The sequence below is a fragment of the Bacterioplanes sanyensis genome (assembly GCF_014652515.1).
In the GTDB taxonomy this organism is placed as follows: domain Bacteria; phylum Pseudomonadota; class Gammaproteobacteria; order Pseudomonadales; family Oceanobacteraceae; genus Bacterioplanes; species Bacterioplanes sanyensis.
This window is the reverse complement of the sequence record NZ_BMYY01000012.1, coordinates 1-25,686: the sequence shown is the minus strand read 5'-3', so window position 1 is coordinate 25,686 and position 25,686 is coordinate 1. Positions and strand designations below refer to the sequence as shown.

The window sequence follows — 25,686 nt, the reverse complement described above, 5'->3', positions numbered from 1 at the left end:
GTGTTATGCCACTGAACAAGATCGAAGACATCATTGAAGACATCCGCGACGGCAAAATGGTCATCCTGATGGATGACGAAGACCGTGAAAACGAAGGCGACATCATTGTCGCAGCGGAAAAAGTTACGCCGGAAATCATCAACTTTATGGTCACCGAAGCGCGCGGCCTGGTGTGCCTGACGTTAACCGGCGAGCGCTGTGATTATTTAGGCTTACCGGCCATGGTCAGTGGCAACGGCGCTAAGTTCTCAACGCCTTTTACCGTGTCGATTGAAGCCGCCGAAGGCGTGACCACCGGCATCTCGGCGGCCGACCGAGCGCACACCATTCAGGTGGCGGTTAACCCCACCAGCCAGCCACAAGACATTGTCCAGCCTGGCCATATTTTCCCACTGCGCGCTCGCCCCGGCGGTGTCTTGAGCCGTGCCGGGCACACCGAAGCCGGCTGTGATTTGGCACGCCTAGCAGGGCTAACGCCATCGTCTGCGATCGTTGAAATCATGAACGCCGATGGCACCATGGCGCGCCGCCCAGATTTGGAAAAATTTGCCGACAAACACAACATTAAAATCGGCACCATCGCCGATTTAATTCACTACCGCATGGCCAATGAAAAGACCGTCGAATTGGTCAGCCAAGAGCCGGTACACACCGAGTTTGGTGAATTTATTCTGCACACTTTTTGCGACACCATTCAAAAGGAAACGCATCTAGCGCTAACTTTGGGCGATATCAATCCAGAAGAGCCCACCATGGTGCGCGTGCAAAACACGCAAGTGCTGCGTGACGTATTAGGCGTGCGTAAATCAGATTCTGAAAGCTGGTCATCAACCAAAGCGCTGGCACGCATTGCCGCCGAGGGCAAAGGTGCATTGGTGCTGCTTTCCGCCGGCCAAGGCGAGTGGATCGATGACAGCCTGGATCAACATTTTGGTCGCGCTCGCCCCACCCGCAGCCCGAACACCGACAGCTCTGGCGCCTTTTTAACCATCGGCACCGGCTCACAGATTTTGCGCGCGCTAAACGTTAAAAATATGCGTTTGCTCAGCTCAGAAACCAAATACAGTGGTATTTCCGGCTTTGATCTGGAAATCACCGAATACATCCCTTTCAGCGAATAACTGCTACTGGAACTTTTATGAAACATATTCAAACCATCGAAGGAAACCTGACGCCCAACGACGGTCGTTATGCCATTGTTGTTGGCCGCTGGAACGCCTTTGTTGTCGAAAGCTTGCTGGAAGGCGCGGTCGACTCTTTGCTGCGCCACGGCGTTGAAGAAGAAAACATCACCATTATTCGCGCACCAGGCGCGTTTGAAATTCCACTGGTGGTGCAAAAAGCCGCACAAATGCAAAAATTCGACGCCATCATTGCTTTAGGCGCCGTCATTCGTGGCGGCACGCCGCACTTTGAATACGTGGCCGGCGAGTGCACCAAAGGCTTGGCATCGGTTTCCATGGAAGCCGGTATTCCAGTATCGTTTGGCGTATTAACCGTCGACAGCATTGAGCAAGCCATCGAGCGCAGTGGTACCAAGGCAGGTAACAAAGGCGAAGAAGCCGCCATGTCGGCGTTTGAAATGGTGTCCTTGCTGCAAGCCATGGAGGCCTGATCTGCATGTCACGCACCTCAGGCAATAACAAACCCAGTGCCGCCGCCCGCCGCAAAGCTCGTCGCTACGCGGTACAGGCCATTTATCAATGGCACCTGGCGTCGGCCGATCTGGCCCAGATCGAAGCCGAGTTTCGCACCGATAACGATATGAGCAAGGTCGACCTGGAGTACTTCCACGAGATTTTGTTTGGCGTGCCGCGCCATAAGGCCGAGTTGGACCAACAGCTGGCGCCACTGCTCGATCGCGAGCTGAGCGAAATGACGCCGGTCGAACTGTCGATTCTGCGCCTGGCCGCATTTGAAATGCTGCATCGCCTGGATGTGCCTTATAAGGTGGTGATCAACGAATCCGTTGAGCTGACCAAAACCTTCGGCGCCACCGACGCGCACAAGTTCGTCAATGGCGTGCTCGACCGCCTGGCACAGCGCGTGCGCACCGTTGAACTGCGCGGCCCACGTCGCTAAAGCGCCATGAGCGCCAACGAATTTGCGCTGATTCGCCGTTATTTTGCCGAGGGCTATCCACTCTCGGCCGACACTGTGCTGGCCGTGGGCGACGATGCCTCCATCGTCGCCCCACCGGCCGGAGCAGAATTAGTGCAAAGCATCGATACCCAGGTCGCCGATGTGCACTTTCCGGCCGCCGCACCCGCTCACCTTATTGCCGCTCGCGCCTTGCGCTGCGCCGCCAGTGACTTGGCCGCCATGGGCGCCAAACCGCAAGGCTTTCATCTCGCCCTGACCTTGCCCGACGCTCATACAGAGTGGCTGCAAGATTTTTCCACCGGGTTGCGCCAGCATGCCCATCAACTGAACTTACAACTGCTGGGCGGTGATACCACCCGCGGCCAGCAATTGGTGATCAGCATCAGTGTGCAAGGCTGGGTAACTAGCGGCACTGCTTTACGCCGCGACGGTGCCCAAGCCGGCGACCAATTATGGTTGTCTGGCCCCATCGGCGCCGCCGCATTGGCCCTGCCCGACGTGCTAAAAACGCCAGCCAACTGTGACGGCTGGGCCAGTGGCTATTATTTTCCGACCGTGCACACCGAGCTTGGCATGGCACTGCGCGATGTCGCTACATCCTGTTTGGATATCAGCGATGGATTAGTGCAAGACGCCGGTCATATCGCCCGTGCCTCGGGTGTCAATATCATGATCAACGCCGATAAAGTGCATACTGCGGTAAACCATAGCGACCCACGCTGGCCGTTATGTTTTAGTGGCGGCGATGATTATCAATTGTTATTCAGTGTCGGCCAACAGCATGCAAATGCCATGCAGTCACTGCAACAGCGATTTAACGCTGTGCATTGCATTGGCAAGGTTCAAACGGCAGAGGGAACGCCCACAGTGACATTGATAAAAAATGGCCAGCCGCTTGATATCGAATGCGCAGGGTTTCAGCATTTTTAAGACGCCCGCCCAAATCGTTACTATTGTTTTTTCTAGGATAATTAAACGTAAGAATTTTGCATCAAACAAGCAAAACGCACAGCCATTCCTACGCGCCGAGCCGAGCCGAGCCGGTCGAGAAACAACCAAAAAATCGAAAAGTACGCCCACATAAATACCTATAAAAATAAGTAAAAACACCCAACAAAAACAATACAGTAAAAACATCCAGTAAATTCAACTTAAGTAGTTTAAACACCAATAGCGAGAGCTGCCTGCACAGTTACATTAAACTCCGTAATATCCTCTCAATAACCGCTGACGAGTTACGATGCAGCGAGTACAATCCGCGCCGCAAATTATTCAAACTACCGTGAGCCTGCCTAGCATTCACCACCGACTTGGCTGGCATAATCAGCATCAACACAGCGGAGACGTTCCTAGTATGAAAAAACTGTTCGCCATCACAGTCATGTTTCTGGCCTGCCATGTTCAAGCAGCAGAAAAGCTCTACTTCTTTACGGAGCAGTTCCCGCCCTACCACATGACTTTAGACGGCAGTCTCTTTGCGCATAATGCCGAAGACATTACTGGCCTATGCACACAGATGGTCAAGCGCCTCGCTCAAGAGGTGCCCTATGAAGTTAAGATTAAACTGCGTAACTGGAGCTCTGGCCTAGATCGCGTTAAGCGCAAAGCCAATCACGGTATTTTCTGCACTGTGCGCAACGAAGAGCGTGAAAACTGGTTTGAATGGGTCGGCCCTTTAACCAACACCGGCTGGGCGTTATTTGCCAAACCTGGCTCCGGCATCAAACTGGACTCATTGGCCGATGCCAAGCAATACGAGATTGGCGGCTACAAAGATGATGTTCGCACTAAGTACCTACAAGACAATGGCTTTAATGTTTCAGTCATTACGGAGGATGCGCTCAATCCTCGTCGTTTGGAGCTAGGGCAAATTGATCTGTGGATTTCTGATGAGCTAGTAGGCCCTTACACCGCCTCGGACGCTGGTGACATTGACGTTGAGAACGTACTGACCTTCAAAACAGTGCCTTTGTATTTAGCCATCAACAAAGATACTGATAAAAAAATTGTCGAAGCCCTACAAAAAGCCGCACGCAAACTGATGGAAGATGGATCGTTCCGCAGCATTGAAAATATCTACGGTCGCTAAAGCGGTGCGATTCAGTGAGGCACTGAAGTGTTCAGAGGAGCCTCACTGAACCGCATCGTCATTAGGCCTCATTGGTCGCCTGGGCGCTCAGGAGCGGCATCGGCAAATGCGGACAGCGTTAAGCAATGCTCATATACCGCCTGGATTTTCGGAAACGCTTCCATGGGCACATCAAAGCGGTGGGCGTTATACACTTGAGGAATCAAGCAAACGTCGGCATACGTCAGCTTATCTCCCATACAATAAGGGCCGTCGCCCAGCTGCTTCTCCAGAGCTGAAAAACCAACGCTGACCCAGTGGTGATACCACTGGGCTTTCTTCTCTTCCGATACGCCCAGATCATCCACCAGATATTTCAGCACCCTTAAATTATTTAAAGGATGAATATCTGCCGCAATTTGATTCATCAGGCTGCGAGTTTTGGCACGCATGATCGCATCTTTTGGTAACAAAGCTGGCTCAGGATACTCTTCCTCCAGCCACTCCATAATCGCAAGGGACTGGATCAAGCACTCATCATCATTAACTTGCAAAGCTGGAACCAGCCCTTGAGGCTGGCGACTGAGGTGAGCTTGCTGACGTTGCTCACCGAGTCGCAGATCAACCGGGATTTGCCCGTAGGCAATGCCTTTCAGGTTGAGCGCAATGCGCACCCGATAGGCGGCCGACGAGCGCCAATAGTCATAAAGAACCATCATGACTGCTGGCCTTTGTACTCAACGACGGTTTGATCAATGGCACCAAAAATGGACTGGCCATCGCTGTCCAGCATTTCAATGCGCACCTGATCGCCAAAGTGCATAAAACTGGTTTTTGCAGCCCCGGTATTGATGGTTTCAATCATCCTCACTTCGGCAATGCAGGAATAACCAACACCGCCATCACTAATGGCCGAACCGTGCTCGGTATTTTGCTTATTCGAAACAGTTCCTGAGCCAATAATGGCACCGGCTGACAGCGGGCGTGTGCTGGCCGCATGAGAAATTAAACGAGCAAAATTAAAGGTCATGTCTTGACCGGCATTAGCACGACCAAAGGGCTGACGGTTATAGTCAACATTGAGGGGCAAATGCACCTTGCTGTTTTCCCAAGCAGGGCCTAACTCATCAGGGGTGACGGCAACGGGAGAAAAACTGCTAGACGGTTTCGACTGGAAAAAGCCAAAGCCTTTGGCCAGCTCGGCGGGAATCAACCCCCGCAGAGAAACGTCATTCACCAGCATCAGTAGTTTAATATGCTTTTCTGCTTGCTGTTCGGGCACCCCCATTGGCACATCATCGGTTACGACAGCGATTTCCGCTTCAAAATCGATGCCCCACTTTTCTGAAGCCAAAGGAATATCATCACAGGGGCCAATAAAGCTGTCTGACCCGCCTTGATACATGAGCGGATCCGTCCAGAAGCTGTCGGGCATTTCACTGTTGCGAGCCTTGCGCACCAGCTCGACGTGATTGACGTAAGCACTGCCATCCGCCCACTGATAAGCCCGCGGCAGCGGCGAGGCACAGTCCTGTGCGCGAAATTCAAATACGCCCGCTAACTCAGAGGATTTTTGATTAAGCTGCTGATATACCTCTTGCAGCTTGGGCTCTGTTTCTGCCCACAAGTCCAGTGCTTGCTGCAGGGTACCGGCAATATGCGGCACCTCAACAGCAGATTTAAGATCACGGGACACAACAATCAACCGACCGTCGCGCCCTTGTTTAAGACTGGCAAGTTTCATACAGACCTCTTAAATAACACCACGGGCCTGCTGATCCCGCTCAATGGATTCAAACAATGCTTGGAAGTTGCCTTCGCCAAAGCCAAGGTGCTCTTTGCGCTGAATCAACTCGATAAAAATGGGCCCAAACAGGTTTTTAGTGAAAATCTGCAGCAGGTAACCTTCCTCGTCGCCATCCACCAATACTTGGTGCTTTTTAATGCGGGCAGGGTCTTCGGTCACATTCGGCACACGGTCGAACACCTGCTCATAATAATCATCATTAATATCCAGTGTCTGAATGCTGGTTCCTTCCATAGCATCCAATGAGGCCAACAGGTCTCTGGAGGCAAACGCCAAATGCTGAACACCAGGTCCTTGGTATTCATCCAAGTATTCATCAATCTGGTTGTTTTTATCGTCCTTGCCTTCGTTAATCGGAATGCAGAAGCTGCCATCAGGCGACTTCAGAGCATTGGAGATCAACGCCGTTTTTTTGCCACGAATGTCAAAGTAGCGAACGTCGGTAAAGCCAAAAACGTCTCGGTAGAAATTGGCCCATTTGTCCATGGTGCCTTTATAAACGTTATTGGTCAGATGATCGACGTTCATAAAGCCTTTTTCAGCCACCTTAACCGGCTGCTCTAGGTCTTCAAAATCCGTCTCGTAGATGGAGCCCTTGTCACCAAACAGGTCAATAAAGTAAATAAGACTGTCGCCAATGCCATAGATGGCCGGATAGGGTAAATCTTTGTCGGCGTCATCCGCCGGTTTGGCACCGCGCTTGACTGCTTGTTCATAGGCGTATTTGGCGTCATCAACGCGCCAGCCCATCGAACAAATCGCCGGACCATGGCGTTCAGCAAAGCTTTTAGAAAAGCCCTTGCGCTCGTTATTCATCAGAAAGTGAATATCGTTTTGATTGAAGTACAGGATATCCTTGTTTTTGAATGTCTTCAGCTTGGAAAAGCCAAAGTCCAAAAATACTTTTTCCATAAAATCACTGTCGGGTGTGGCAAATTCGGTAAATTCAATACCACGCAGCCCCAGTGGGTTGCTCTGTGCATCTTCAGCCTGGTTTTCTGGTGTAAACTGAGTATTCATGGTGCTACCTCGCTTGCTGTCTTTGTTATTTTTAGCTGTGTTATTTATTTAAGTTATTCAGATTCGAGCCAAGACTGGTGATAGTCGCCAGCCATGGTGTTTTTAACGTGCTCAGTCAGCTGTAACGGTGCAAAGGTATCCACCATTACGGCATATTCATGCGTTTCTTTGGCGCCGATGGACGCTTCTGTTTTGCCGGGCTGAGGCCCGTGTGGAACACCGCCCTGGTGCAATGTGATGTAGCCAGCATCGATGCCGGTGCGGCTCATAAAGTCGCCGTCGACGTAATACAGCACCTCATCACTATCAACATTGGAGTGATAATAAGGCGCCGGTATGGCTTCAGGGTGGAAGTCGTACAGACGGGGCACAAAGTTACACAGCACAAATCCCCGGCCGCCAAATACCTGATGAATGCTCGGCGGCAAATGAATTTTGCCAACAATGGGCTGAAAGTCCTGAATATTAAATGCCCAAGGATAGAGATAGCCGTCCCAACCCACCAAGTCGAACGGGTGCCATTGCAGCTGATGCGCCTGGTATTGATCGCGGTATTTACTGATAACCTGGAAATTGCCCTGCTCTACGATGGGGTCCGTCAATTGTGGCGCTCGAATATCGCGCTCACAGTAAGGCGCGGTTTCCAGCAGCTGGCCGTATTCATTGCGATAATGCTTGGGAATCTCCACCATGGAGTTCGCTTCGACAATAAACAGACGAACATTGTCGTAATTATTAAAGTGGAGCTGATATATGGTGCCGCGTGGAATCACTAAATAATCCCACTGCCGCACTTCAAGGCGACCGTATTCCGACAGCAATTCACCTTCGCCCTCGTGGACAAAAATAATTTCATCGGCGTAGGCGTTACGGTAAAACTGATCGGTAGGCTCCGTTACTCGCGCCGTGTGAATCGACAGGTCTTGATTGAAAAATAAGCGATTGCGGGCGTTATAAAAGTTGCCTTGGCGGTCCGCTTTGCGACTGTCCAGTTTATAGTTTTGTACCAAACTGTCTTGCCACAAGGCACCGTGCTCAATATGCAGCCGCTCAACCGCGGGGCTTTTGGTGGGCATGTTGTGGTGATACTTGGTGCTGTACAGACTGGCAAAGCCATGAGTCGATACCAGCTCTTCGCGGTATAACTCCTCCTCCTGTCCCGCCTGAACACCTGGGTGGTGGGCATCCTTATAAAACGTAACGTGGTGCTTGGCAGGCAAATCACCTTGTTTGACATAAAACGGCATGCGTACAGCCTCGTCCGTAAACTGATCGATGCCTTCATTGTGTGGCGTTCACGAACTAAAAAAAGAATAATATTTGCATCATCTCTATCTATTCGTTAGATATAGTTCGATACTCATGGAGATTGACAGGTACGCCGATGAAAGTGGATATGGAAGCGCTGAGGGTCTTGGACACCATCATTCAGCAAGGCAGCTTCGCCAAAGCCGCCAGCAAGCTGCATAAAGCCCAGTCAGCGGTGAGCTACCAGATCCGCAAGCTGGAACAGCAACTGAACATCGAGATCTTTGACCGCAGCCGCTACCGTGCCACCCTTACGCCCAAGGGGCAGGCACTTTGGGCCGAGGCGCAACGCATGCTGCAGCTGGCCGAACGCATCGAGAATCTTGCCGAGCGCTATACCGAAGGCTGGGAGCCGCGACTGGAGCTGGTGATCGACGGCGCATTGCCCATGGTGCCCATTATGGGCGCGCTTAAGTCTTTGGCGGACCGTGACATTCCGACACGCATTCAAGTCAAGGTGGAGGCTTTGGGCGGCGTGCAGATGCGCTTTGAAAAAGACAACGCCGACATCATGCTGGCCAAGGACTATACCCCGCACCCTTCCCTCACGGCGCTGCCACTAACGCCTGTTAGCCTGGTGCTGGTCGCGGCCAGCCATCACCCTCTGGCCGGTGTGCAGAACATCGCGCTGGATCAGCTGCACGACCATGTCGAGTTGACCATTAACGACACCAGTGAGCACGCGCCTTCCCGATCGGATTCCATGCAATTTGGTGGCGACCGTGTGTTTTATATGCACAGCTTTTCAGCCAAGAAAACCGCCATTGAAATGGGTCTTGGATTTGGCTGGATGCCGGTATTCCAAGTGTCAAAAGAGCTGGCCGAAGGCAGCCTGATCGAGCTTGATTATCACGCCGGTTCACGGGTGTCCTTTACCCCCATGTTGGTGTATCGCAATGAGCCACCGCTGGGCAAAGCCGGCGGCATTATTGCAGACCTGGTGGGCAAGGCATTTCAGCAGTTTGAAGGCTGAAGAGTGCTTGTAGCGGTTCTCGAAAACGCTTTCAAACACTCAACTTACCAAGGCAGTTCAGGCTTTAGGAGGAAACTCCGGCTCAAACATGCCCAGCTGTTCGGCTTTTTTCATTTCTGTGAACAGGTCCATGTGCGCAACTTTGAACAAATCATCGATGCTTTCCAGCACATAATAAATGGGTTGCATAATATCGATGCGATAAGGCGTTCTTAACACATCCAAAACATTGAAGGGGCGCAAGTCCGGTGTGTCACTGCAGGCGTACTGGGTTTCGCCGATGGATGACAAAATGCCGCCACCATAAACGCGCATGCCCTCTGGAGTTTTTAACAGCCCAAACTCGACGGTAAACCAGTACAGTCGTTCTAGGAACTTTCTTTGTGCGTCATTGGCTTCCAGCCCAAGCTTACCGTAGGCCTCGGTAAACGCCGCGAAACTGGGGTTGGTGAGCATGGCACAATGACCAAACACTTCGTGAAAAATATCCGGCTCTTCTAGATAATCCAGCTCTTCGCGCGCACGAATAAAGGTCGCGCAGGGAAAGCGCTTATTGGCGAGCAAATGACAGAAGGTAATAAAGGGAATCAGTGCAGGCACCGCCGCTGCACTCCAGCCCGTGGCATAAGCAAGTGGCTCTGACACCTCAGTTAACTGAGGAATACGCTCTTGCGGTAATTTAAGAAGCTCCATGCCATGGACAAATTCCTGGCAAGCAACGCCCTGAATGGCGATTTGCTGGCGTTCAATCAGGTCTTTCCAGACCGCGTCTTCTTCAGCTGTGTAGTGGATCAGGCCGTTGGCATCCGGCTCTTTGGCCGTGTATTTGGAGCCGGGAACGGCTTCGATAACGATATCGTGTGCAGTGCTGCCCATAGTTAACACCCTCAACGCTCAGGATGGGTAAACCCTATGCGTCCTTGACTATATTATGCGTCTGTAACCTGACCTACCATCCGAGCAATCAGCCGATCAGAGCTACAGACATTTCTTGTAAAGTCGGTGACGTTCGCTTGTGGCGATCATCGACAGTTATGAGGTCGGAAGGTTATTTCCGGCCGGGCCATATGTTTGTGAAAACGTACATCACATGCTTATGAGTTAAACGCTTATGGAGGGGAATGTCTAGCTTGCTATGTTTTATAAAGTGCCAAAAAATTGCTTTCATCATTCATAATCAGTGACAAGATATGACGAAATAATGGCCAGTCATAGCAGCCTTTTCTTATGCCAAGTATTTGAATAATTCATCAACTGGCTTATAGCGTCGATGAGGATTATTTGAGGTGCTCGTAAAGAACTCGTCACCTAGTTTGAATCACAGAAGCACTTAATATCAAGACGCTAGCCTATCACCCTAGGGCAACAGCGAGCAAAAACTCTTTTCTCATTGTAACTTAGAGAAAACTGTCTTTACGTTTTTTAGAAACCGATTCATATCAACGTATATAAAAAACCCGCTGTCTATCACTAGAGCAGCGGGCTTAAGGCTAGATCAGAGGACCTTGATGTTTAGTTTTCCTCACACCACACTCGGGCGTTACGGAACATACGCATCCAGGCGCCGTCTTCACCCCAATGATCGGGTGCCCAGCTATTTTGAATGGTGCGGAATACCCGCTCTGGGTGCGGCATCATAATAGTAACGCGGCCATCGTTAGCGGTAAGGCCGGTAATGCCCTGCGGTGAGCCATTTGGGTTGGCTGGGTATTGCTCGGTCACTTCACCATAATTATTGACGTAGCGCAGAGCGATTTGACCTGCCAGTTCGTCAATATCTGACTCGTTAGCAAATTCAGCTCGACCTTCGCCATGGGCAACGGCAATCGGGATATGCGAACCGGCCATGCCTGCCAGGAAGACAGAGTCGGATTCTTGCACTTCCACCATGGCCACACGGGCTTCAAATTGCTCGCTCATATTGCGCACAAAATGCGGCCAGTGCTCAGCACCTGGAATCAGCTCATGCAAGTTCGACAGCATCTGACAGCCGTTGCACACCCCGAGAGCAAAGGTATCGCCGCGTTCAAAAAAGGCTTTAAATTGCTCACGCGCCTGGTCGTTAAACAGAATCGACTTGGCCCAGCCTTCACCCGCACCTAATACGTCACCGTAAGAGAAGCCGCCACAGGCCACTAAGCCACGGAACTGATCTAAGGTAACGCTACCTGAGAGAATATCACTCATATGCACGTCGATGGCGGTAAAGCCGGCACGATCAAAAGCTGCGGCCATTTCGATTTGGCCGTTCACACCCTGCTCACGCAGAATCGCTACTTTTGGCGCCTCCGAAGAAGAATTAGAGGCTAATAATTCTTTCACCGGGTCTTCGTTAATATCGAAAGATAATTCCGCCGTTAAACCTGGATCATCGGCATCTAACAGCGCATCAAACTCTTGCTTGGCACAATCAGCGTTATCACGCAGGGCCTGCATTTCATAGCTGGTTTGCGACCATAAACGCTGCCAGTTAACGCGCGATTCACTAAGGAATTCTTCGTCCTGGAAGCTAAAGGTAATTTGGTCGTCGTCATTAATGCTACCAATCACCTGAGTGCAATCGCCCAGACCGGCCGCTTCAAATTGCGCTAACACTTCTTCTAGATCGTCGCGGCGTACTTGAATCACACCGCCCAGTTCTTCGGCAAATAGCGCCGCTGCCAGCTCGTCTTCGCTGTCGGCCAGCAGGTCCATCTTAATGTCCAACCCTAAGTGACCGGCAAAGGCCATTTCCGTTAGGGTGGCAAACAAACCACCGTCGGAGCGATCGTGATAGGCCAGCAGCTTGCCATCTAGGTTGAGCCCCTGCATAACGGCAAAAAAGGCTTTTAAATCTTCGGCGTCGTCTAAATCGGCCGGCACACTGCCCACTTGGCCATATACCTGAGCCAAACAAGAAGCGCCCAAACGATTTTGGCCACGGCCCAAATCAATTAACAACAGGTCAGTTTCGCCCTGGTCAGCGCGCAATTGTGGCGTTAACACTTTGCGTGCATCGGTGACGGGCGCAAAACCGGTAATAATCAGCGACATTGGCGCAGTAACCGCTTTTTCGATCTCACCTTTTTCACCAGCTTCCTGCCAACGGGTTTTCATCGACATCGAGTCTTTACCCACGGGAATGGTCACCTGCAATTCAGGGCACAGCTCCATGCCCACAGCCTTGACCGTGTCGTACAATTTTTGGTCTTCACCGTCGTGGCCAGCGGCGCACATCCAGTTAGCCGACATTTTAATGTCCGCCAATTTCGCAATCGGCGCTGCCGCCAAGTTGGTAATGGCTTCAGCCACCGCCAAACGGCCCGATGCCGGTGAATCCAGCAGTGCCACCGGAGTACGTTCACCCATGGCCATGGCTTCACCGGCGTAGGTGTCATAAGAGGAGGTTGTCACCGCCACATCGGCCACCGGCACCTGCCAAGGGCCAACAAATTGATCGCGCGCCACGGTACCGGTAATAGAACGGTCGCCAATGGTAATCAGGAAGCTTTTCGACGCCACGGTCGGCAAGGTTAATACACGCTTGGCGGCTTCGGCCAAATCAATACTGCTGCTATCAAAGGCTTCCGCTTTGACCTCACGTGAAGTGGCCTCACGGTGCATACGTGGTGGCTTGCCCAGCAATACTTGCAACGGCATATCAACAGGCTTGTTACCGAAGTGGCTGTCGCTAACGGTTAAATGCTCTTCTTCCGTAGCAATACCCACCACCGCATAAGGGCAACGCTCGCGCGCGCAAATGGCATCGAAGCGCTCCATATCGGCTTCGGCCACGGCCATCACATAGCGTTCCTGGGATTCGTTACACCAAATCGCCAGCGGGCTCATGCCCGGCTCGTCGTTAGGCACATTGCGCAGCTCGAAGTTACCACCGCGACCGCCGTCGGAGACCAGCTCAGGAAAGGCATTGGACAAACCACCGGCGCCGACGTCGTGAATAAAGGCAATGGGGTTGTCATCGCCCAACTGCCAGCAGCGGTCGATCACTTCCTGGCAGCGGCGCTCCATCTCTGGGTTTTCGCGCTGTACCGAAGCAAAATCCAAATCGGCATTGGATTGACCCGACGACATACTGGATGCCGCACCGCCACCGAGGCCGATTTGCATGGCAGGGCCGCCAAGGGCAATTAGGCGTGCACCAACGGGAATGTCACCTTTTTGCACATGCTCGCCGCGAATATTGCCATAGCCACCGGCAATCATAATCGGCTTGTGATAACCACGAACTTCGCCGTCATGCTGCAGTTCAAAGGTGCGGAAATAGCCGTTCAAATTCGGACGGCCAAATTCGTTATTAAAAGCAGCACCACCAATCGGGCCTTCCAGCATAATATCGAGGGCCGATGCGATGCGCTCGGGTTTACCGTACTGGCTTTCCCACGGCTGTTCAAAACCTGGAATTTTAAGGTCGGAGACGGTAAAGCCGGTCAAACCTGCTTTTGGTTTAGAACCACGGCCGGTGGCACCTTCGTCACGAATTTCACCACCGCTGCCAGTGGCGGCACCCGAGTGTGGGGCAATGGCGGTCGGGTGGTTGTGGGTTTCGACCTTCATCAAAATATGCATATCTTCTTGGTGATACGCATAGCCTCTATTATCTGGATTAGGGAAAAAGCGCCCGGCTTTATGGCCGCTGATCACAGAGGCATTATCTTTATAGGCCGATAAAATATTGTCGCTGTAGCACTCGTAGGTGTTTTTAATCATCTGGAACAGCGATTTATCTTGCTGTTCGCCATCGATGGTCCAACTGGCGTTAAAGATTTTATGGCGACAGTGCTCTGAGTTTGCTTGGGCAAACATCATCAGCTCAACATCGGTGGGGTTGCGATCGAGCTTGATAAAACTCTCGACTAAATAGTCGATTTCATCATCGGCCAGTGCCAGGCCCAAGTGCTGATCGGCGGCCACCAAGGCATCACGGCCACCCACTAAAATGTCGATGCTTTCCAGCGGCGCAGGCTCAGCGTGGGAAAACAGCGCTTCAGCTTCGCCGGCTTCGGCCAACACCACTTCCACCATGCGATCATGCAGGGCGCTGGCAATGGCGTCGCGGTTGCCAGGCGTCACACCCTCTACGTAATAAAGGATACCGCGCTCTAAACGCAGGACTTTTTCCAAGCCACAGTTATGAGCAATGTCGGTGGCTTTTGACGACCAAGGAGAAATGGTGCCAAAGCGCGGCACCACCAAAAAGGCTTCACCTTGCCCCTGCTGCACCTCGGCTTTAGGGCCGTAGCGCAAAATACGCTCCAATACCTGCAGCTCATTATCTGCCAGCGCAGCAGAGAGATCGGCAAAATGAACAAACTCAGCATAAACCGAGGTAACAGCGGCATCGGCCTGCTGCAACTTGCTCAGAATCTTGTTTTGACGAAAGTCGGAAAGCGCCGGCGCGCCACGCAGTGTCAGCATGGTATGAACTCCAGAGGGTTGGGAGCGGTGGTTCGGAAAGACGCGAATCATACTGGATTGACCCTGTTTTCTCCAGCCGCTTTGCCGACGCTTGGCAGCCGCCTAGACAGCTGCAAGCACCGTCATTGCTGGGCTGATCAGTGATTCGAGCTAACCATTTGGTCAGGATTCAGGCGCCGGTGAAACCTTGCTTATCGATGCACCGATCCTGATTAACCCTTTTATAAATAACAGCACCACAACCCGACCAAAACCGCCTTAACTGTCAGTAATGACGGATCAGTCATACCTGTCGAGCCTGGTTTTGTTGCTGCCACAGCAACATAAAGTTTGCTGCAGGAAAAAACATTCTAATTCAATGACTTAGCTCACACTGCTAAGAGCCTACTAGCAACCACTGGTCAGATTTACAGCGGTCATGATTGTTTTTTAGGCAAACGCCACGCTAGAATGGTCGCCCGTTGTCTGTTGTGCACCAAAATAGTGCAAAATATTAGGGTTTTCATGCTACGCGGCTTATTTGGTCTAACTGCTAAAACATTGGTGGCAATGCTGTGCTTGCTGGCACTGACCGGCAGCATTCGTCCAACGCAGCTGGAAACGATCCAGGCGCGCGGCGAGCTGGTGATGGTCACTCGCAACAGCCCCACCACCTATTACCAAGACCGCAGTGGCGATGTTGGCTACGAATATGAGCTGGCCAAAGCTTTTGCCAACAACTTGGGCGTCGAGCTGCGCGTCGTGGTGGCAGACAGTCTCACTGAGGTTTTCACCCTACTGGATAGTAACCAAGCAGCCTTTGCCGCCGCCGGCCTGACCATCACCGCTGAGCGCCAGCGCTGGGTGCGTTTTGCCGAACCTTATATGTATGTCACCGAGCAGGTGGTCTATCGCCGTGGCCGCGGCAAACCGAGCTCCATCGCCGATTTGGCTGCAGGCAACTTAGTCGTCAGTGCCGGTTCTAGCCACGCGCAGCGCTTGCGCCAAATTCAGCGCGAGCAAGAGCCAGCCCTCACCTGGCGCGAAACCGACGATCTTGGCGTGACTGATTTATTGCACCTAGTAGAAGCCGACCAAGTCGATTACACCATTGTCGATTCTAACGAGTTTGACCTGCTGCAAGCCTACTTCCCCAACTTGGCGGTAGCATTTGAGCTGGTGTCGCCACAACCGATCGCCTGGGCTTTTCCACATAGCCGCGATGATAGCCTCCACAAAGCGGCCAATGATTTTTTTGCCCAGCACCCAACCCAAGTGCGCTTAGCTTGGCTAGCAGAGCGCTATTATGGCCACTTGGAATCTCTGGATTACGTAGGTGCCATTCACTTTTTGAATCAGGCCGATCGCAAGCTGCACAAGTATCAAGAGCACTTTAAAAAAGCCGCTGACAAACACGAGTTTGACTGGCGCTTGTTGGCTGCCGTCGGCTACCAAGAAAGCCACTGGCGCGCCAATGCGCGTAGCTTTACCGGTGTGCGTGGCCTGATGATGCTCACCCGCACCACCGCCAAAGAGCTGGGTGTGCGCAATCGCCTAGATCCATTGCAAAGCATTGAAGGCGGCAGCCGCTATTTGGCGCAATTACGCAAGCGCTTAAAAGGTGTCAACGAACCAGACCGCACCTGGATGGCGCTGGCCGCATACAACGTTGGCTATGGGCATTTAAGCGATGCGCGCAAAATAGCCCGTGAAATGGGTGGCAACCCCAATAGCTGGATGGACGTTAAAGAAGCCTTACCCTTGCTGACGCAAAAGCGTTACTACCGCCACACTCGTCATGGCTATGCACGCGGCCACGAGCCCGTGGAGTATGTGCAAAATATTCGCCGCTACTATGACGTACTGGTATGGAACGACCAGCAGCCGCAAACCGTTACCACCGACGAGCAAATGCTGTCATTGCTGACCAAAGAAGTACCACCACTACTGTAAAAGCTTCAGTTGTGTTGGCCTAAAAAGGCCTGCACCAACTGCGCGCTTAACTGCGGCACTTCTAACATTGGCGCATGCCCGACGTTGGGCAAAATATAACTCTCGGTGTTGCTCAGATGTTGGCGAAATATTTCGACACTGCTGACATCCAATACCCTGTCTTGCTCACCCCAAATAATCAGCACGGGTGCAGTGATTTGCGCCAGCCATTGCAAGTTTTCTTCACTCACTCGCAGCTGCTCCGTCTCGGCCATGATGTCGGCAAAAATCTTACGATTAATAGCACTGCGCGCCATCGCTCGCTGCGCTAGCACATCCGTGGCTGGCCACGGCAAAAACGGCGGTTGCTCCAACGCAAACGCCTGCAACTCTTTAAAGTCTTGTTTGGAGTTCACCACCAAGGGATTATCGCCCGTCGCTGCCAAGCGCTGCTGAAACTCGCTTTGCTGCGGTGGAAACACCCCCGCCGCATCCATCAAGATCAAACTGTTAACCGCTTGTGGCTGCTGCTGTGCCAACAATAAAGCCACGCCACCGCCCATGGAGTTGCCCAACACATTTACCGAGGACAGCTCTAACTGCTGCATAAACTGCCACAACCACTGGCTTTGCTGAGAAAAGCCATAGGTCAACTCCGGCAAATAACTGCTATCGCCGTGGCCAGGAAAATCCGGCGCAATAATGCGGTAATCGGATAAATGCCGCGCAAACCGCAGCCAATTGTCTTTATCCACGGCAAAACCGTGCAATAGCAGCAATACGGGGCGCGAGTCATTTGAGTGGCCAGAATCCAAATAGGCCCAGCGATGCGGCCCGGCTTCCACATAATGCAGATTTAAATCCGACATCGAGCGTTCCGCTTGCAACCCCCAATCGAACAACTGCTCTTTCACCGGCGCACAGCCAGCGATGAGCACCAAACTGAAAGCCAATAGCGTTTTTAAAGCCTGCGTGGTCATGCTAGGAGATGTCATTATTGTTATTTCCCCAAAGTGTGGGGGCTTACTTTACTGGCGGTGGGGAGTGATGGCAAAGGTGGCGACTCACGTGGCTTAACAGCCTGAGCAAGCTACAAGTGCTTTTAATCCACGCAGGTTGCATTCGAACTTGCTTAGGCCCTATGCCCTCCTTGAGGTTATCCCTCACGCCGGGCCGGCGAGCGACTGAAAGCGTACATCGAGGCAGTTTCTGTCAGGCGAAAAGTAACAAAAAAGCGCAGCTTACAAATTGTAAGTGTGACTCGCGCACGAGCGTTTTTTGATGCGCCCCTGCATTTTTCCGACAAGCCCTATGCCCTCCTTGAGGGATCTTACCTCACGCCGGGCGGGCGAGCTCCCTGCTTTGCGCTGCGCAGGCCGTGAACCCTGAGTTGCCAATGCTGTGGTCGCCGCAACGCCAACAGCCTGCATCCCGGCAGGATGTTGGCTGGTGCTGCCATCCGGGCAGCCCCTGCGGGCACAGCCATTGCCAACTCAGGCGGCCTGCTAAGGCGCGGAAAACCTGGGCGCTAAACCTAGAACCTGGCAAGCAGATTAGACTGCTCAGGGTTTGTATTGCGTGTGTTGTTTGAGCTAGTTAGCGTGAAACTCAGCTGTGTACTTAGGCGCATCGGCTGAAGCGTTTTGTTAGCATTCGTCGTTAAACCTTGGAATCCAGAAACTTCCCTCGGAGTATGCGGCGAACGGACTTGTTTGCGCTGACCTATGATAATCCGCAACATCCGCCAAGATATTCTCTGCAACAACTTGGAAGAAACCGGTCGGATAGAGCAACTCCCATCTACTAGTGAAGGTAAGTCCCGCATCTGGGCAATAGTCATCAAACTGCGATACCTTCTGATAGAATGGGATACTTTCTTTCACACTCCACTCCACCGCTCTCCCCGGGATACGGCACTCATGCATGAGGGAGTTCCTATACTGCCAAAGCAGACTTTTGTGCGTAAGCTTATCCAACGATATTGAGCCTAGCTTGATCGGGCGACCCTTATCATCGCGTGGCCACCGAAGCAAAACCTCTTCAGGCATTGGATCTTTTTCGATATCAATTTGATCCGAAAGAGCACTATCGCTATTTGGGAAATCACGGCGTACGGCATCCTCCGCCCAGGCATTTAGGTCCGCGAATTGCTCGTCTTTTTGCTCAACCTCAATTGCTCGCTTTAAATGGAGCAAACTAATGCGATCACAATTCGACCAGTTCGCGGAAGTCTTAACAGTCTTCTGGAATCGAGCACCATTAGCCTCACCTGGAAAGCGGCTTTTTGCTAACGAGTCAATGATTGAGCAAAGTAGGATCTTTGCATTGACACCTTGGCTTTCGAGATTGCTTCCGGACACTGCGGAAGTGATCATATCTTTATTGAACTCAACGAATCGATCTATCTTTTTCTCAAGAGTTTCGCGCATGTAATATCTCCGCAGTGACTTTTTTTAGCGAATCATTAGTGAACATACCTGTTTTTCCGGATAGAATTAATCGATAAATTCACGCCAAGTTTTTGGTTCAATACTGGCTTTTTTCTCTCACATCCTCTCTGGCAAAGTGCACGCTAGTAATATCAAAACAATCATTAGCATCTAAGATCGGACGCCTGACTGCTACTGATTTGTTTATTTTTATTGAAGCTATCACCCTACAGAGATACAGACAAGCCGGTTGGAAAAGAACGTCATTATTTGTCGCTTATGAACACAAACGAACCACCACTCCCTACTCTAAGCGCGGTCTTGCGCTCAGGTTTTCCGCGCCTTAGTAGGCCGCCTGAGTGGGCAATGGCTGTGCCCGAAGGTGCTGCCCGGACGGCAGCACCAGCCAACATCCTGCTGGGCTACAGGCTGCTGGCGTTGCGGCGACCACAGCGTTGGTAACGAAGGAGAAACGGCCTGCGCAGCGCAAAGCAGGCTGAAAGCTATCTACGTTGTTTCTGCTGCGTTAAAAAGCGCTCGTGCGCGAGTCCGACTCGCAATCCTCGCTTACAGTTTGTAAGCTGCGCTTGTCGAGGATGCTTCCGCTCACTTTTTGCCTGGCAGAAACTGCCTCGATATACGCTTTCAGGCGCTCGCCCGCCCGGCATGAGGGATAACCTCAAGAAGGGCATAGGGCTTGTCGGGAAGGGAGAAACTGCCTAGATGAACGCTTTCAATCGCTCGCCCGCCCGGCGTGAGGGATAACCTCAAGGAGGGCGTGGGACTTTGCGTAAAAATCCTATCTAGTCAGCCCCCAAATACTTCTCGGCTACTTTTTCGATGACTTCTTTTTTAGGTTTCGACGCTGTTTTTTCACCACCCCCGCCGCATCATCACTATGAATGGCACCGCTGGCAGCCAGGCCGAGCAAACGCCTAAATTTCGGGCAATCCATATGACTCGGCGCCGAGCACACAGCGGCATGCCTAAGGCCATCGCGCATTTTTTTGAGTTTTTGAATGGAGCGCTCCAGTTCATCGGCTTTATTTTCCAGCAAGGTGCGATCAATGTCTGGGCCGTCGCTATCGCCCAACATGGGGGCGATTTCATCCAGAGAAAGCCCGGCAGCACGCCCCAGCGCGATCAACGCCAGTCGTTCTAATATATCGGCAGCAAATACTCGGCGCATTCCCTGCCGCCCGACTGAGTGAATCAGCCCTTTTTCCTCGTAATAACGCAAGGTCGATGCCGGCACACCCGAGCGCTTGGCTACTTCAGAAATATCCATCAACCCTCCTTGACTTAAAGTCGACTTGAAGTAATAGGCTATCTGCTGTTGCACACCAAAACAAGCAAAGGAGAAGGTTATGAACGATCTACTCAGCGTCGTGTTAATTGGCATAGGCGCCACGCTCATCATGGATATTTGGGGGCTACTGCGCCAACGGCTACTCGGCATCGCCCCGGCAAACTACGGCATGGTCGGCCGCTGGATCGGCCATATGCTTCATGGGCAGTTCCAGCATGAAGCCATTGCCGCAGCGCCTCGCGTCAATGGCGAGCACGTCATTGGCTGGGCCGCACACTATTTGATTGGCATTGCCTTCGCTGCCCTGTTAGTCGCGGTAGCTGGCCGCTCATGGATGCTGGCACCCAGTATTGCGCCCGCAATCGCCGTCGGCGTTGCCACCGTTGTCGCCCCGTTTTTTTTGATGCAGCCGGGCATGGGCGCCGGCATTGCAGCCTCAAAAACAAAAAAACCGGCTTCTGCCCGAGTGCAAAGCCTGATCACCCACAGTGTGTTCGGGCTGGGGTTATACCTCTCTGGGCTGGTGCTATCTGGCCTGTGATAACAGCTCGCTCATTTGAACTAACAATAGTAAGGAGAAAAATATGCGTATGCCTGCACGCTTTGCCCCCATTTTATTCAGTGCTTTGCTGTCGGCCATTATGGTCAGTATTGTATCGGCGTTTGTATTGATACTGTCACAAGGCTTTCAACCTAACTTTGCCGCTCAGTGGCTCAAAAGCTGTATTACTACCTGGCCCATTGCTTTTCCAACGGTGGCCGTTGTCGCTCCATGGGTACGGCGCTTGGTTGGTCGAATGACAGCGTAAAAACGGAGCAATATAGAAAATGGCCTGCCGCTGCCATTTGTGGCAGGCTAGTTCGTCTTAAGGTCTGTAACTAAGGCCACTAAGTATTGGCTGGCCTACAGATCACATCAATTAAAAGGTAATGGTTATGACTAAGCACTCTGGTTCTTGCTTATGCGGGAAAGTAGTGTTTGAAATCACGGGCGATTTTGAAAGCTTTTATTTATGCCATTGCAGCCGCTGCCGCAAAGATACTGGCAGTGCACATGCATCCAATCTTTTTTCCATGTCAGCAACACTTAACTGGCATACGGGGGCGGAAGCAGTAAAAATCTTTACCCTGCCAGAAACACGGCACTCAAGAAGCTTTTGCATCACTTGTGGTTCCGCACTCCCGAGCGTGCAAATGAGTGGCAAGTTACTCGTCGTTCCGGCAGGCAGCCTAGATACCGACATAGAAATCAAACCATCATTCCACATATCAATGGCAGACAAAGCACAATGGGACGATGAGCTTGAAAAAACCCCGATGCTCACGGGATTGCCCAGTTAAAAATCAGCCGGCAGCGCTTAGCGCTGTTTTAATCGCTTCTTCGCTTCCCGCCGTAGTTGAAAAAAATCGCTCATGATGGTTGAGCATTCATCGGCCAACACTCCACCCTGTACCTCAATCTGATGATTGTAAAAAGGCTGTTGCAGCAACTGCAGGGCACTCTCTACCGCACCGGCTTTGGGCTCACGAGTGCCATACACCAAGCGGTTTATGCGGCTGTGAACCAAAAGACCGGTGCACATGGTGCAGGGCTCGACGGTGACATAGAGAGTGGCACCAGGCAGGCGATAATTGCCAATATTGCTGGCGGCATCGCGCAAGGCTTGCATTTCAGCATGAGCACTTGGATCCATGGTGGTAATGGGTTGGTTATAGCCACGACCAATAATGGCGCCATCTTGCACCACCACGGCGCCCACCGGCACTTCACCAGCGTCAAACGCCAAGCGTGCCTGTGCCAATGCGGCACGCATATAGGTTTGATCATTGTCATTAGTGCCTGCAACGGCTGCGGTAACGTCTTGCATATACTCTGCCCCATACATCTGTGGGCAGTTTACCACGCCAGTGATCGTTGCAACTCACGCTCTTTGCGCACCGCCACACGCAACAAGATGGTTTGTGCCATTAATCCGGTAATGGCGGCTACCATGCCGGCCACGGTAGATAATATGGCTTTGGAAATACCCGACGCCATCGCTTTCGGGCTACCCGCACCAAGCTGCATCATAACGTCAAAGACCTCTATCATACCGGTGACAGTACCGAGCAGACCTAATAAGGGACAGATAACGATCAGCATTTTGATGGTCGGCAAATCCCGCTGCAGCCCCATGCGAAAGCGCGCGCTCACTTCGCGATGAATTTGCTGTGCCGTCCAAGAAACTTTGTCTGACCTTTGCTGCCATTCCCGTACGGCGGCATTGGCTTGGCGGGGAAAGGTCCAGTACAAATAGAACAAGCGCAACAACACATGCAGCCAAATAAGAAAGATCACTAGCCCTATTGGATAAACGAGATCCCCGCCACGCTCAATAAAGGTTATCACTGCCTCCATATGCCAACTCCTCAGCCCCATTGAAGCCAGATTAGGGCGCTTTTTTGGCACTCTGGTGGCAGTTGCGTGGCAATCTGGTGACAGACTTGACGCTGTTATTGGCCACTAAGGCACTTGCCTGTTAGCCACCTTGTGCCATCATAGCGATCTTTTCAACTGGTGAGATAATCTATGTGGAGCCTAACAATTGAACCGCGTTTTGCTGAGACAGACGCTTTGGGGCATATCAACAACACCGTATTGCCCGTTTGGTTTGAGCAAGCACGCACGCCAATTTTTCGATTTTTTACGCCGGACTTAAATCCCAAAGATTGGCATTTAATCATTGCCAAAATCGATGTCGAGTTTGTAGGCGAGCTTTTTTATGGCAGCGAAATTGAAATTCGCACTTGGATAGAAAAAGTAGGCAATACTTCTTTTGTGATTTATCACGAAGCTTGGCAGGGCGATACCTTAGGCGCACGAGGCCATGCAGTGATGGTGCACTTCGACCATGACCAAAAAGCCTCTAAAGCCCTACCGCAAGAGATTCGTACTCAGTTAGAACAGCATTTAAAGCCAGAGTAACACTGCAATGCCGGGGCTTAGCCCCCGGCTTTTTTGGCGGTAAAGCCACGTTTCGTCAGCTCGGCCAGCAGCAAGTCACGTTGATCACCTTGAATTTCGATCACACCGTCTTTTAGCGCACCGCCCACACCGCACTTCTTTTTCAACTCTTTGGCCAGCGTCTTTAGCTCGGCACCGGCGAGCGGCACACCCTTCACCAGCGTCATCACTTTGCCACCCCGACCTTTGCTCTCACGACTGATGCGCACAATGCCATCGCCCTGTGGGGCTTCATCTGTGCTACAGCGACACTGATCTACCGGCTGCTGACAACCAGGGCAGGCGCGACCAAATTCAGTGGAGTACACCAAGCCACCAGAAGAAGATTTTTTCGCCATGTTTTAGATCCTATCTATGATTCGCGGCAACGCTACTGGATTACGCCAGTTTGCGCAAATGTGTGCACCACTTGTGACGTAGCCAGCCCCATCTGTGGCGTAGCCAAGAGCAGATCCGACTCACACCACTAAAAGCCAAGCCTCTAGCTATCAGAATTTAAATAGCCTCTGGAGGCTCACTTGGGCATAGCTGCAGCTGATAAAAATCGGTTTGTTCGTGCTTAGGGTTAGCGCGATAATATTCCCAGCCATGGCGCTGATAGAATCTTAACGCTCTTACATTGGTGCGGCTAACAGACAACACTGCTCGCCGGCAGCCGGCGCGAATTAATTCAGCCTCGACATAGGCCTGTAAACGACGACTGGCACAAGAGCCACGCACTTCTGGGACTAGGTAGAACAAGTGTACATAGCCCGTGTCTGGTTCAGTTGAGAACGAGCGAAATTCCAGCTGACCGATAAGCTTATCGTTTTGCCAAACGTGAATATAAAACCAATCGGTTTGCGCCTGTCTTGCTTCAATACGCTCGCGATAACCATTAACAAAATCATCGAAACCAGCGTAAGTTTCGAAACTAGAGTAATACGCATCTTTGCGAGCAGCAAAGCAAAAATCATAATTTTTTGCCAAATTGATTGGCCTAAACTCTACATCCACAGTAGTACATCCACTCTTCTGTTTACTTGACTGATAGCCGACAAGAAACTCAACCTTCCTAGCAGCCTAACAGGCGCCATGAAATAGCACTTGCCAAGTACAAAAAGGCTTCATCATCCTAAAACTTTTCACCAGATAAAGCTATTGTCCGTAAGAAATTCAACCGCCTCTTCATAAGTTAAAGCCTCCGACTTTACCTCCCTTGTGAAGTCAAACAGCTCACGCCAGTGGTTAGACTTATCTACATCCACTGTTAGCCCGTAAAGCCCTCGCTGGTATGCAACAGACAGCAGCACTTGGCCCAGCACCTGCCCCAGATTGGCTGCCCGCTGATAAAACTCAATTGCTTGGCCATCATCTTGATCGACATAAATGCCATGGTGATAGACATAGCCCAGCATAAAATAGGCGTACTTATTATTACTTTCTGCAGACTTGGCGAGCAGATCGAACACTCGCTTTTCATCAACAGGGTGAGGTCGATTCAGTAAGTACATACTCGCCAAAGACGTCATGGCCTCGGAATTATTTTGCTCCGCGGCTTTTCCATACCACTTGATGGCAAGGTCTAAATTTTGTTTACGTCCCTCCCCCATGCGATAGCAATTACCCAGATTAAACTGTGCTAACGGGTTGCCCGACTTCGCTGACTGCTCGAAGTAATCACAAGCCTTAGAACGATCAAGCTGAACTCCATTGCCAAACCAGTACTGAGTACCTTTGTTATACACAACATCATTACTGGCAGCACTGAGTACTGAGGCACTCAGAGCAAATATTACTGCTATTATTTTAATATGAGTTAATATCATAGAAAACCAACTAAATAGAAAAACCTTTCAGAAAATCCGACCTTTATTTATAAAATCTTGCTCATCGCTTAGTTCATCTCCCATGCCAAACACCGGTATCAGCCATGCAAGCCAGCCAATGGAGGGAGTATTAGGAATCGATATATCCCTTACATGGCTAAAGACCTAAACCATCACCAACGACAAAGATATTCGTCTTCGTACCATGCAATCGTTCTTGCGACATCAGCCAGTGGATACTCACAGGATGTATAGCGAACAAAGTAACTCTTATTAATATCATGATCAAATCCTGTTTGAGCGATCCGCCATGCATCAACCGATAGATTCAATGATAACGCCTGACTTAGCTCAACAAAGGTCATCAACTCATCACGTTTAACCTTATTGATATCAGCTTCGATAAAGTATTCTTCACCCACTTTCAAAGATATGCTATTACTCTCAGAATCACCTTCCAGTGACAGTGGTAGTGTTCAGAATTCTGTGTCATTTCTTTATCCTATGCAAAAAGAGACGACACATGACCCA

At 51.4% G+C, this 25,686-nt stretch carries 26 protein-coding genes; 11 read left to right on the top strand and 15 right to left on the bottom strand.

Translation table 11 applies throughout. The annotated features are described in order from the left end of the window. Positions 1-5: 5 nt before the first annotated feature. The 5 genes from ribBA (at position 6) to IE090_RS14675 (ending at position 4,192) form a co-directional block, all read left to right on the top strand. The gene (gene ribBA, locus IE090_RS14695) at positions 6-1,121 is read left to right on the top strand and encodes a bifunctional 3,4-dihydroxy-2-butanone-4-phosphate synthase/GTP cyclohydrolase II (protein WP_189389459.1); all 1,116 of its coding nucleotides are present in this window, start codon (positions 6-8) and stop codon (positions 1,119-1,121) included. 17 nt (positions 1,122-1,138) lie between these two features. Then, positions 1,139-1,615 (top strand): 6,7-dimethyl-8-ribityllumazine synthase, encoded by a 477-nt coding sequence (ribH, locus tag IE090_RS14690; RefSeq protein ID WP_189389457.1) that lies wholly within the window; start codon positions 1,139-1,141, stop codon positions 1,613-1,615. 5 nt (positions 1,616-1,620) lie between these two features. Further along, positions 1,621-2,082, top strand: coding sequence for a transcription antitermination factor NusB (gene nusB / locus IE090_RS14685; protein WP_189389456.1), 462 nt, complete (start codon positions 1,621-1,623; stop codon positions 2,080-2,082). A gap of 6 nt (positions 2,083-2,088) precedes the next feature. Further along, a complete protein-coding gene (gene thiL, locus IE090_RS14680; RefSeq protein ID WP_189389454.1) occupies positions 2,089-3,033 on the top strand; it encodes a thiamine-phosphate kinase in 945 nt (314 codons plus the stop codon). Between the two features lie 424 nt (positions 3,034-3,457). Next, a complete protein-coding gene (locus IE090_RS14675) occupies positions 3,458-4,192 on the top strand; it encodes a substrate-binding periplasmic protein (RefSeq protein WP_229815788.1) in 735 nt (244 codons plus the stop codon). A gap of 68 nt (positions 4,193-4,260) precedes the next feature. Here the strand turns inward: IE090_RS14675 and maiA are convergent, their stop codons facing one another. The 4 genes from maiA to IE090_RS14655 are packed head-to-tail and all read right to left on the bottom strand — an operon-like array spanning position 4,261 to position 8,245. Then, positions 4,261-4,890, bottom strand: coding sequence for a maleylacetoacetate isomerase (gene maiA / locus IE090_RS14670; RefSeq protein WP_229815787.1), 630 nt, complete (start codon positions 4,888-4,890; stop codon positions 4,261-4,263). Further along, a complete protein-coding gene (locus IE090_RS14665) occupies positions 4,887-5,915 on the bottom strand; it encodes a fumarylacetoacetate hydrolase family protein (RefSeq protein WP_189389453.1) in 1,029 nt (342 codons plus the stop codon). Before IE090_RS14665 ends, maiA begins: the two co-directional genes overlap by 4 nt. A gap of 9 nt (positions 5,916-5,924) precedes the next feature. Then, positions 5,925-6,998 carry a 4-hydroxyphenylpyruvate dioxygenase gene (gene hppD, locus IE090_RS14660; protein ID WP_189389452.1) on the bottom strand — a complete coding sequence of 358 codons (1,074 nt, stop codon included), beginning with the start codon at positions 6,996-6,998 and terminating at the stop codon, positions 5,925-5,927. 53 nt (positions 6,999-7,051) lie between these two features. Further along, positions 7,052-8,245: a homogentisate 1,2-dioxygenase gene (locus tag IE090_RS14655; RefSeq protein ID WP_189389451.1), complete on the bottom strand. Its 1,194-nt coding sequence runs from the start codon at positions 8,243-8,245 to the stop codon at positions 7,052-7,054. A gap of 137 nt (positions 8,246-8,382) precedes the next feature. On the opposite strand from IE090_RS14655, the gene IE090_RS14650 reads away from it, so the two are divergent. After that, positions 8,383-9,279: a LysR family transcriptional regulator gene (locus tag IE090_RS14650; RefSeq protein ID WP_189389450.1), complete on the top strand. Its 897-nt coding sequence runs from the start codon at positions 8,383-8,385 to the stop codon at positions 9,277-9,279. A gap of 57 nt (positions 9,280-9,336) precedes the next feature. On the opposite strand, the gene phhA is transcribed toward IE090_RS14650, so the two are convergent. Next, positions 9,337-10,155 (bottom strand): phenylalanine 4-monooxygenase, encoded by an 819-nt coding sequence (phhA, locus tag IE090_RS14645; protein ID WP_189389449.1) that lies wholly within the window; start codon positions 10,153-10,155, stop codon positions 9,337-9,339. A 636-nt stretch (positions 10,156-10,791) separates the two neighbouring features. Beyond that, a complete protein-coding gene (purL, locus tag IE090_RS14640) occupies positions 10,792-14,694 on the bottom strand; it encodes a phosphoribosylformylglycinamidine synthase (RefSeq protein WP_189389448.1) in 3,903 nt (1,300 codons plus the stop codon). Positions 14,695-15,198: 504 nt separating this feature from the next. Here purL and mltF point away from each other — a divergent pair. Next, complete coding sequence (gene mltF, locus IE090_RS14635) at positions 15,199-16,626, top strand: membrane-bound lytic murein transglycosylase MltF (RefSeq protein WP_189389447.1); 1,428 nt, start codon at positions 15,199-15,201, stop codon at positions 16,624-16,626. A gap of 5 nt (positions 16,627-16,631) precedes the next feature. On the opposite strand, the gene IE090_RS14630 is transcribed toward mltF, so the two are convergent. The 3 genes from IE090_RS14630 to IE090_RS14620 form a co-directional block, all read right to left on the bottom strand. Further along, on the bottom strand, positions 16,632-17,585 hold the full coding sequence (locus IE090_RS14630) for an alpha/beta fold hydrolase (protein WP_189389446.1): 954 nt from the start codon (positions 17,583-17,585) through the stop codon (positions 16,632-16,634). Between the two features lie 666 nt (positions 17,586-18,251). Continuing rightward, on the bottom strand, positions 18,252-19,034 hold the full coding sequence (locus IE090_RS14625; RefSeq protein WP_189389444.1) for a hypothetical protein: 783 nt from the start codon (positions 19,032-19,034) through the stop codon (positions 18,252-18,254). An 829-nt stretch (positions 19,035-19,863) separates the two neighbouring features. After that, a complete protein-coding gene (locus IE090_RS14620; protein ID WP_189389442.1) occupies positions 19,864-20,322 on the bottom strand; it encodes a helix-turn-helix domain-containing protein in 459 nt (152 codons plus the stop codon). 79 nt (positions 20,323-20,401) lie between these two features. On the opposite strand from IE090_RS14620, the gene IE090_RS14615 reads away from it, so the two are divergent. The 3 genes from IE090_RS14615 to IE090_RS14605 all read left to right on the top strand — a co-directional run bounded on the left by IE090_RS14615 (position 20,402) and on the right by IE090_RS14605 (position 21,684). Then, the gene (locus IE090_RS14615; RefSeq protein WP_189389440.1) at positions 20,402-20,884 is read left to right on the top strand and encodes a DUF2938 domain-containing protein; all 483 of its coding nucleotides are present in this window, start codon (positions 20,402-20,404) and stop codon (positions 20,882-20,884) included. A gap of 43 nt (positions 20,885-20,927) precedes the next feature. Continuing rightward, the gene (locus tag IE090_RS14610; protein ID WP_229815786.1) at positions 20,928-21,152 is read left to right on the top strand and encodes a DUF2798 domain-containing protein; all 225 of its coding nucleotides are present in this window, start codon (positions 20,928-20,930) and stop codon (positions 21,150-21,152) included. Positions 21,153-21,279: 127 nt separating this feature from the next. Further along, on the top strand, positions 21,280-21,684 hold the full coding sequence (locus tag IE090_RS14605; RefSeq protein WP_189389438.1) for a GFA family protein: 405 nt from the start codon (positions 21,280-21,282) through the stop codon (positions 21,682-21,684). 17 nt (positions 21,685-21,701) lie between these two features. Here the strand turns inward: IE090_RS14605 and tadA are convergent, their stop codons facing one another. Together tadA and IE090_RS14595 are read right to left on the bottom strand one after the other, a co-directional pair. Next, positions 21,702-22,211 (bottom strand): tRNA adenosine(34) deaminase TadA, encoded by a 510-nt coding sequence (gene tadA, locus IE090_RS14600; RefSeq protein ID WP_189389436.1) that lies wholly within the window; start codon positions 22,209-22,211, stop codon positions 21,702-21,704. A 29-nt stretch (positions 22,212-22,240) separates the two neighbouring features. Continuing rightward, complete coding sequence (locus IE090_RS14595; protein WP_189389434.1) at positions 22,241-22,741, bottom strand: MotA/TolQ/ExbB proton channel family protein; 501 nt, start codon at positions 22,739-22,741, stop codon at positions 22,241-22,243. Positions 22,742-22,912: 171 nt separating this feature from the next. Here IE090_RS14595 and IE090_RS14590 point away from each other — a divergent pair, with 171 nt between their 5' ends. Continuing rightward, a complete protein-coding gene (locus tag IE090_RS14590) occupies positions 22,913-23,308 on the top strand; it encodes an acyl-CoA thioesterase (protein WP_189389433.1) in 396 nt (131 codons plus the stop codon). Between the two features lie 17 nt (positions 23,309-23,325). Here the strand turns inward: IE090_RS14590 and IE090_RS14585 are convergent, their stop codons facing one another. From IE090_RS14585 to IE090_RS14570, 4 genes are all read right to left on the bottom strand, one after another. Then, positions 23,326-23,685, bottom strand: a complete 360-nt coding sequence (locus IE090_RS14585; protein ID WP_189389432.1) for a translation initiation factor Sui1 — start codon at positions 23,683-23,685, stop codon at positions 23,326-23,328. Between the two features lie 157 nt (positions 23,686-23,842). Next, positions 23,843-24,343, bottom strand: a complete 501-nt coding sequence (locus IE090_RS14580) for a GNAT family N-acetyltransferase (RefSeq protein ID WP_189389431.1) — start codon at positions 24,341-24,343, stop codon at positions 23,843-23,845. A 128-nt stretch (positions 24,344-24,471) separates the two neighbouring features. After that, the gene (locus IE090_RS14575; protein WP_189389430.1) at positions 24,472-25,155 is read right to left on the bottom strand and encodes a tetratricopeptide repeat protein; all 684 of its coding nucleotides are present in this window, start codon (positions 25,153-25,155) and stop codon (positions 24,472-24,474) included. 173 nt (positions 25,156-25,328) lie between these two features. Beyond that, entirely contained in the window at positions 25,329-25,583 is a 255-nt protein-coding gene (locus IE090_RS14570) for a hypothetical protein (RefSeq protein ID WP_189389429.1), read from the bottom strand. Positions 25,584-25,686 lie beyond the last annotated feature (103 nt).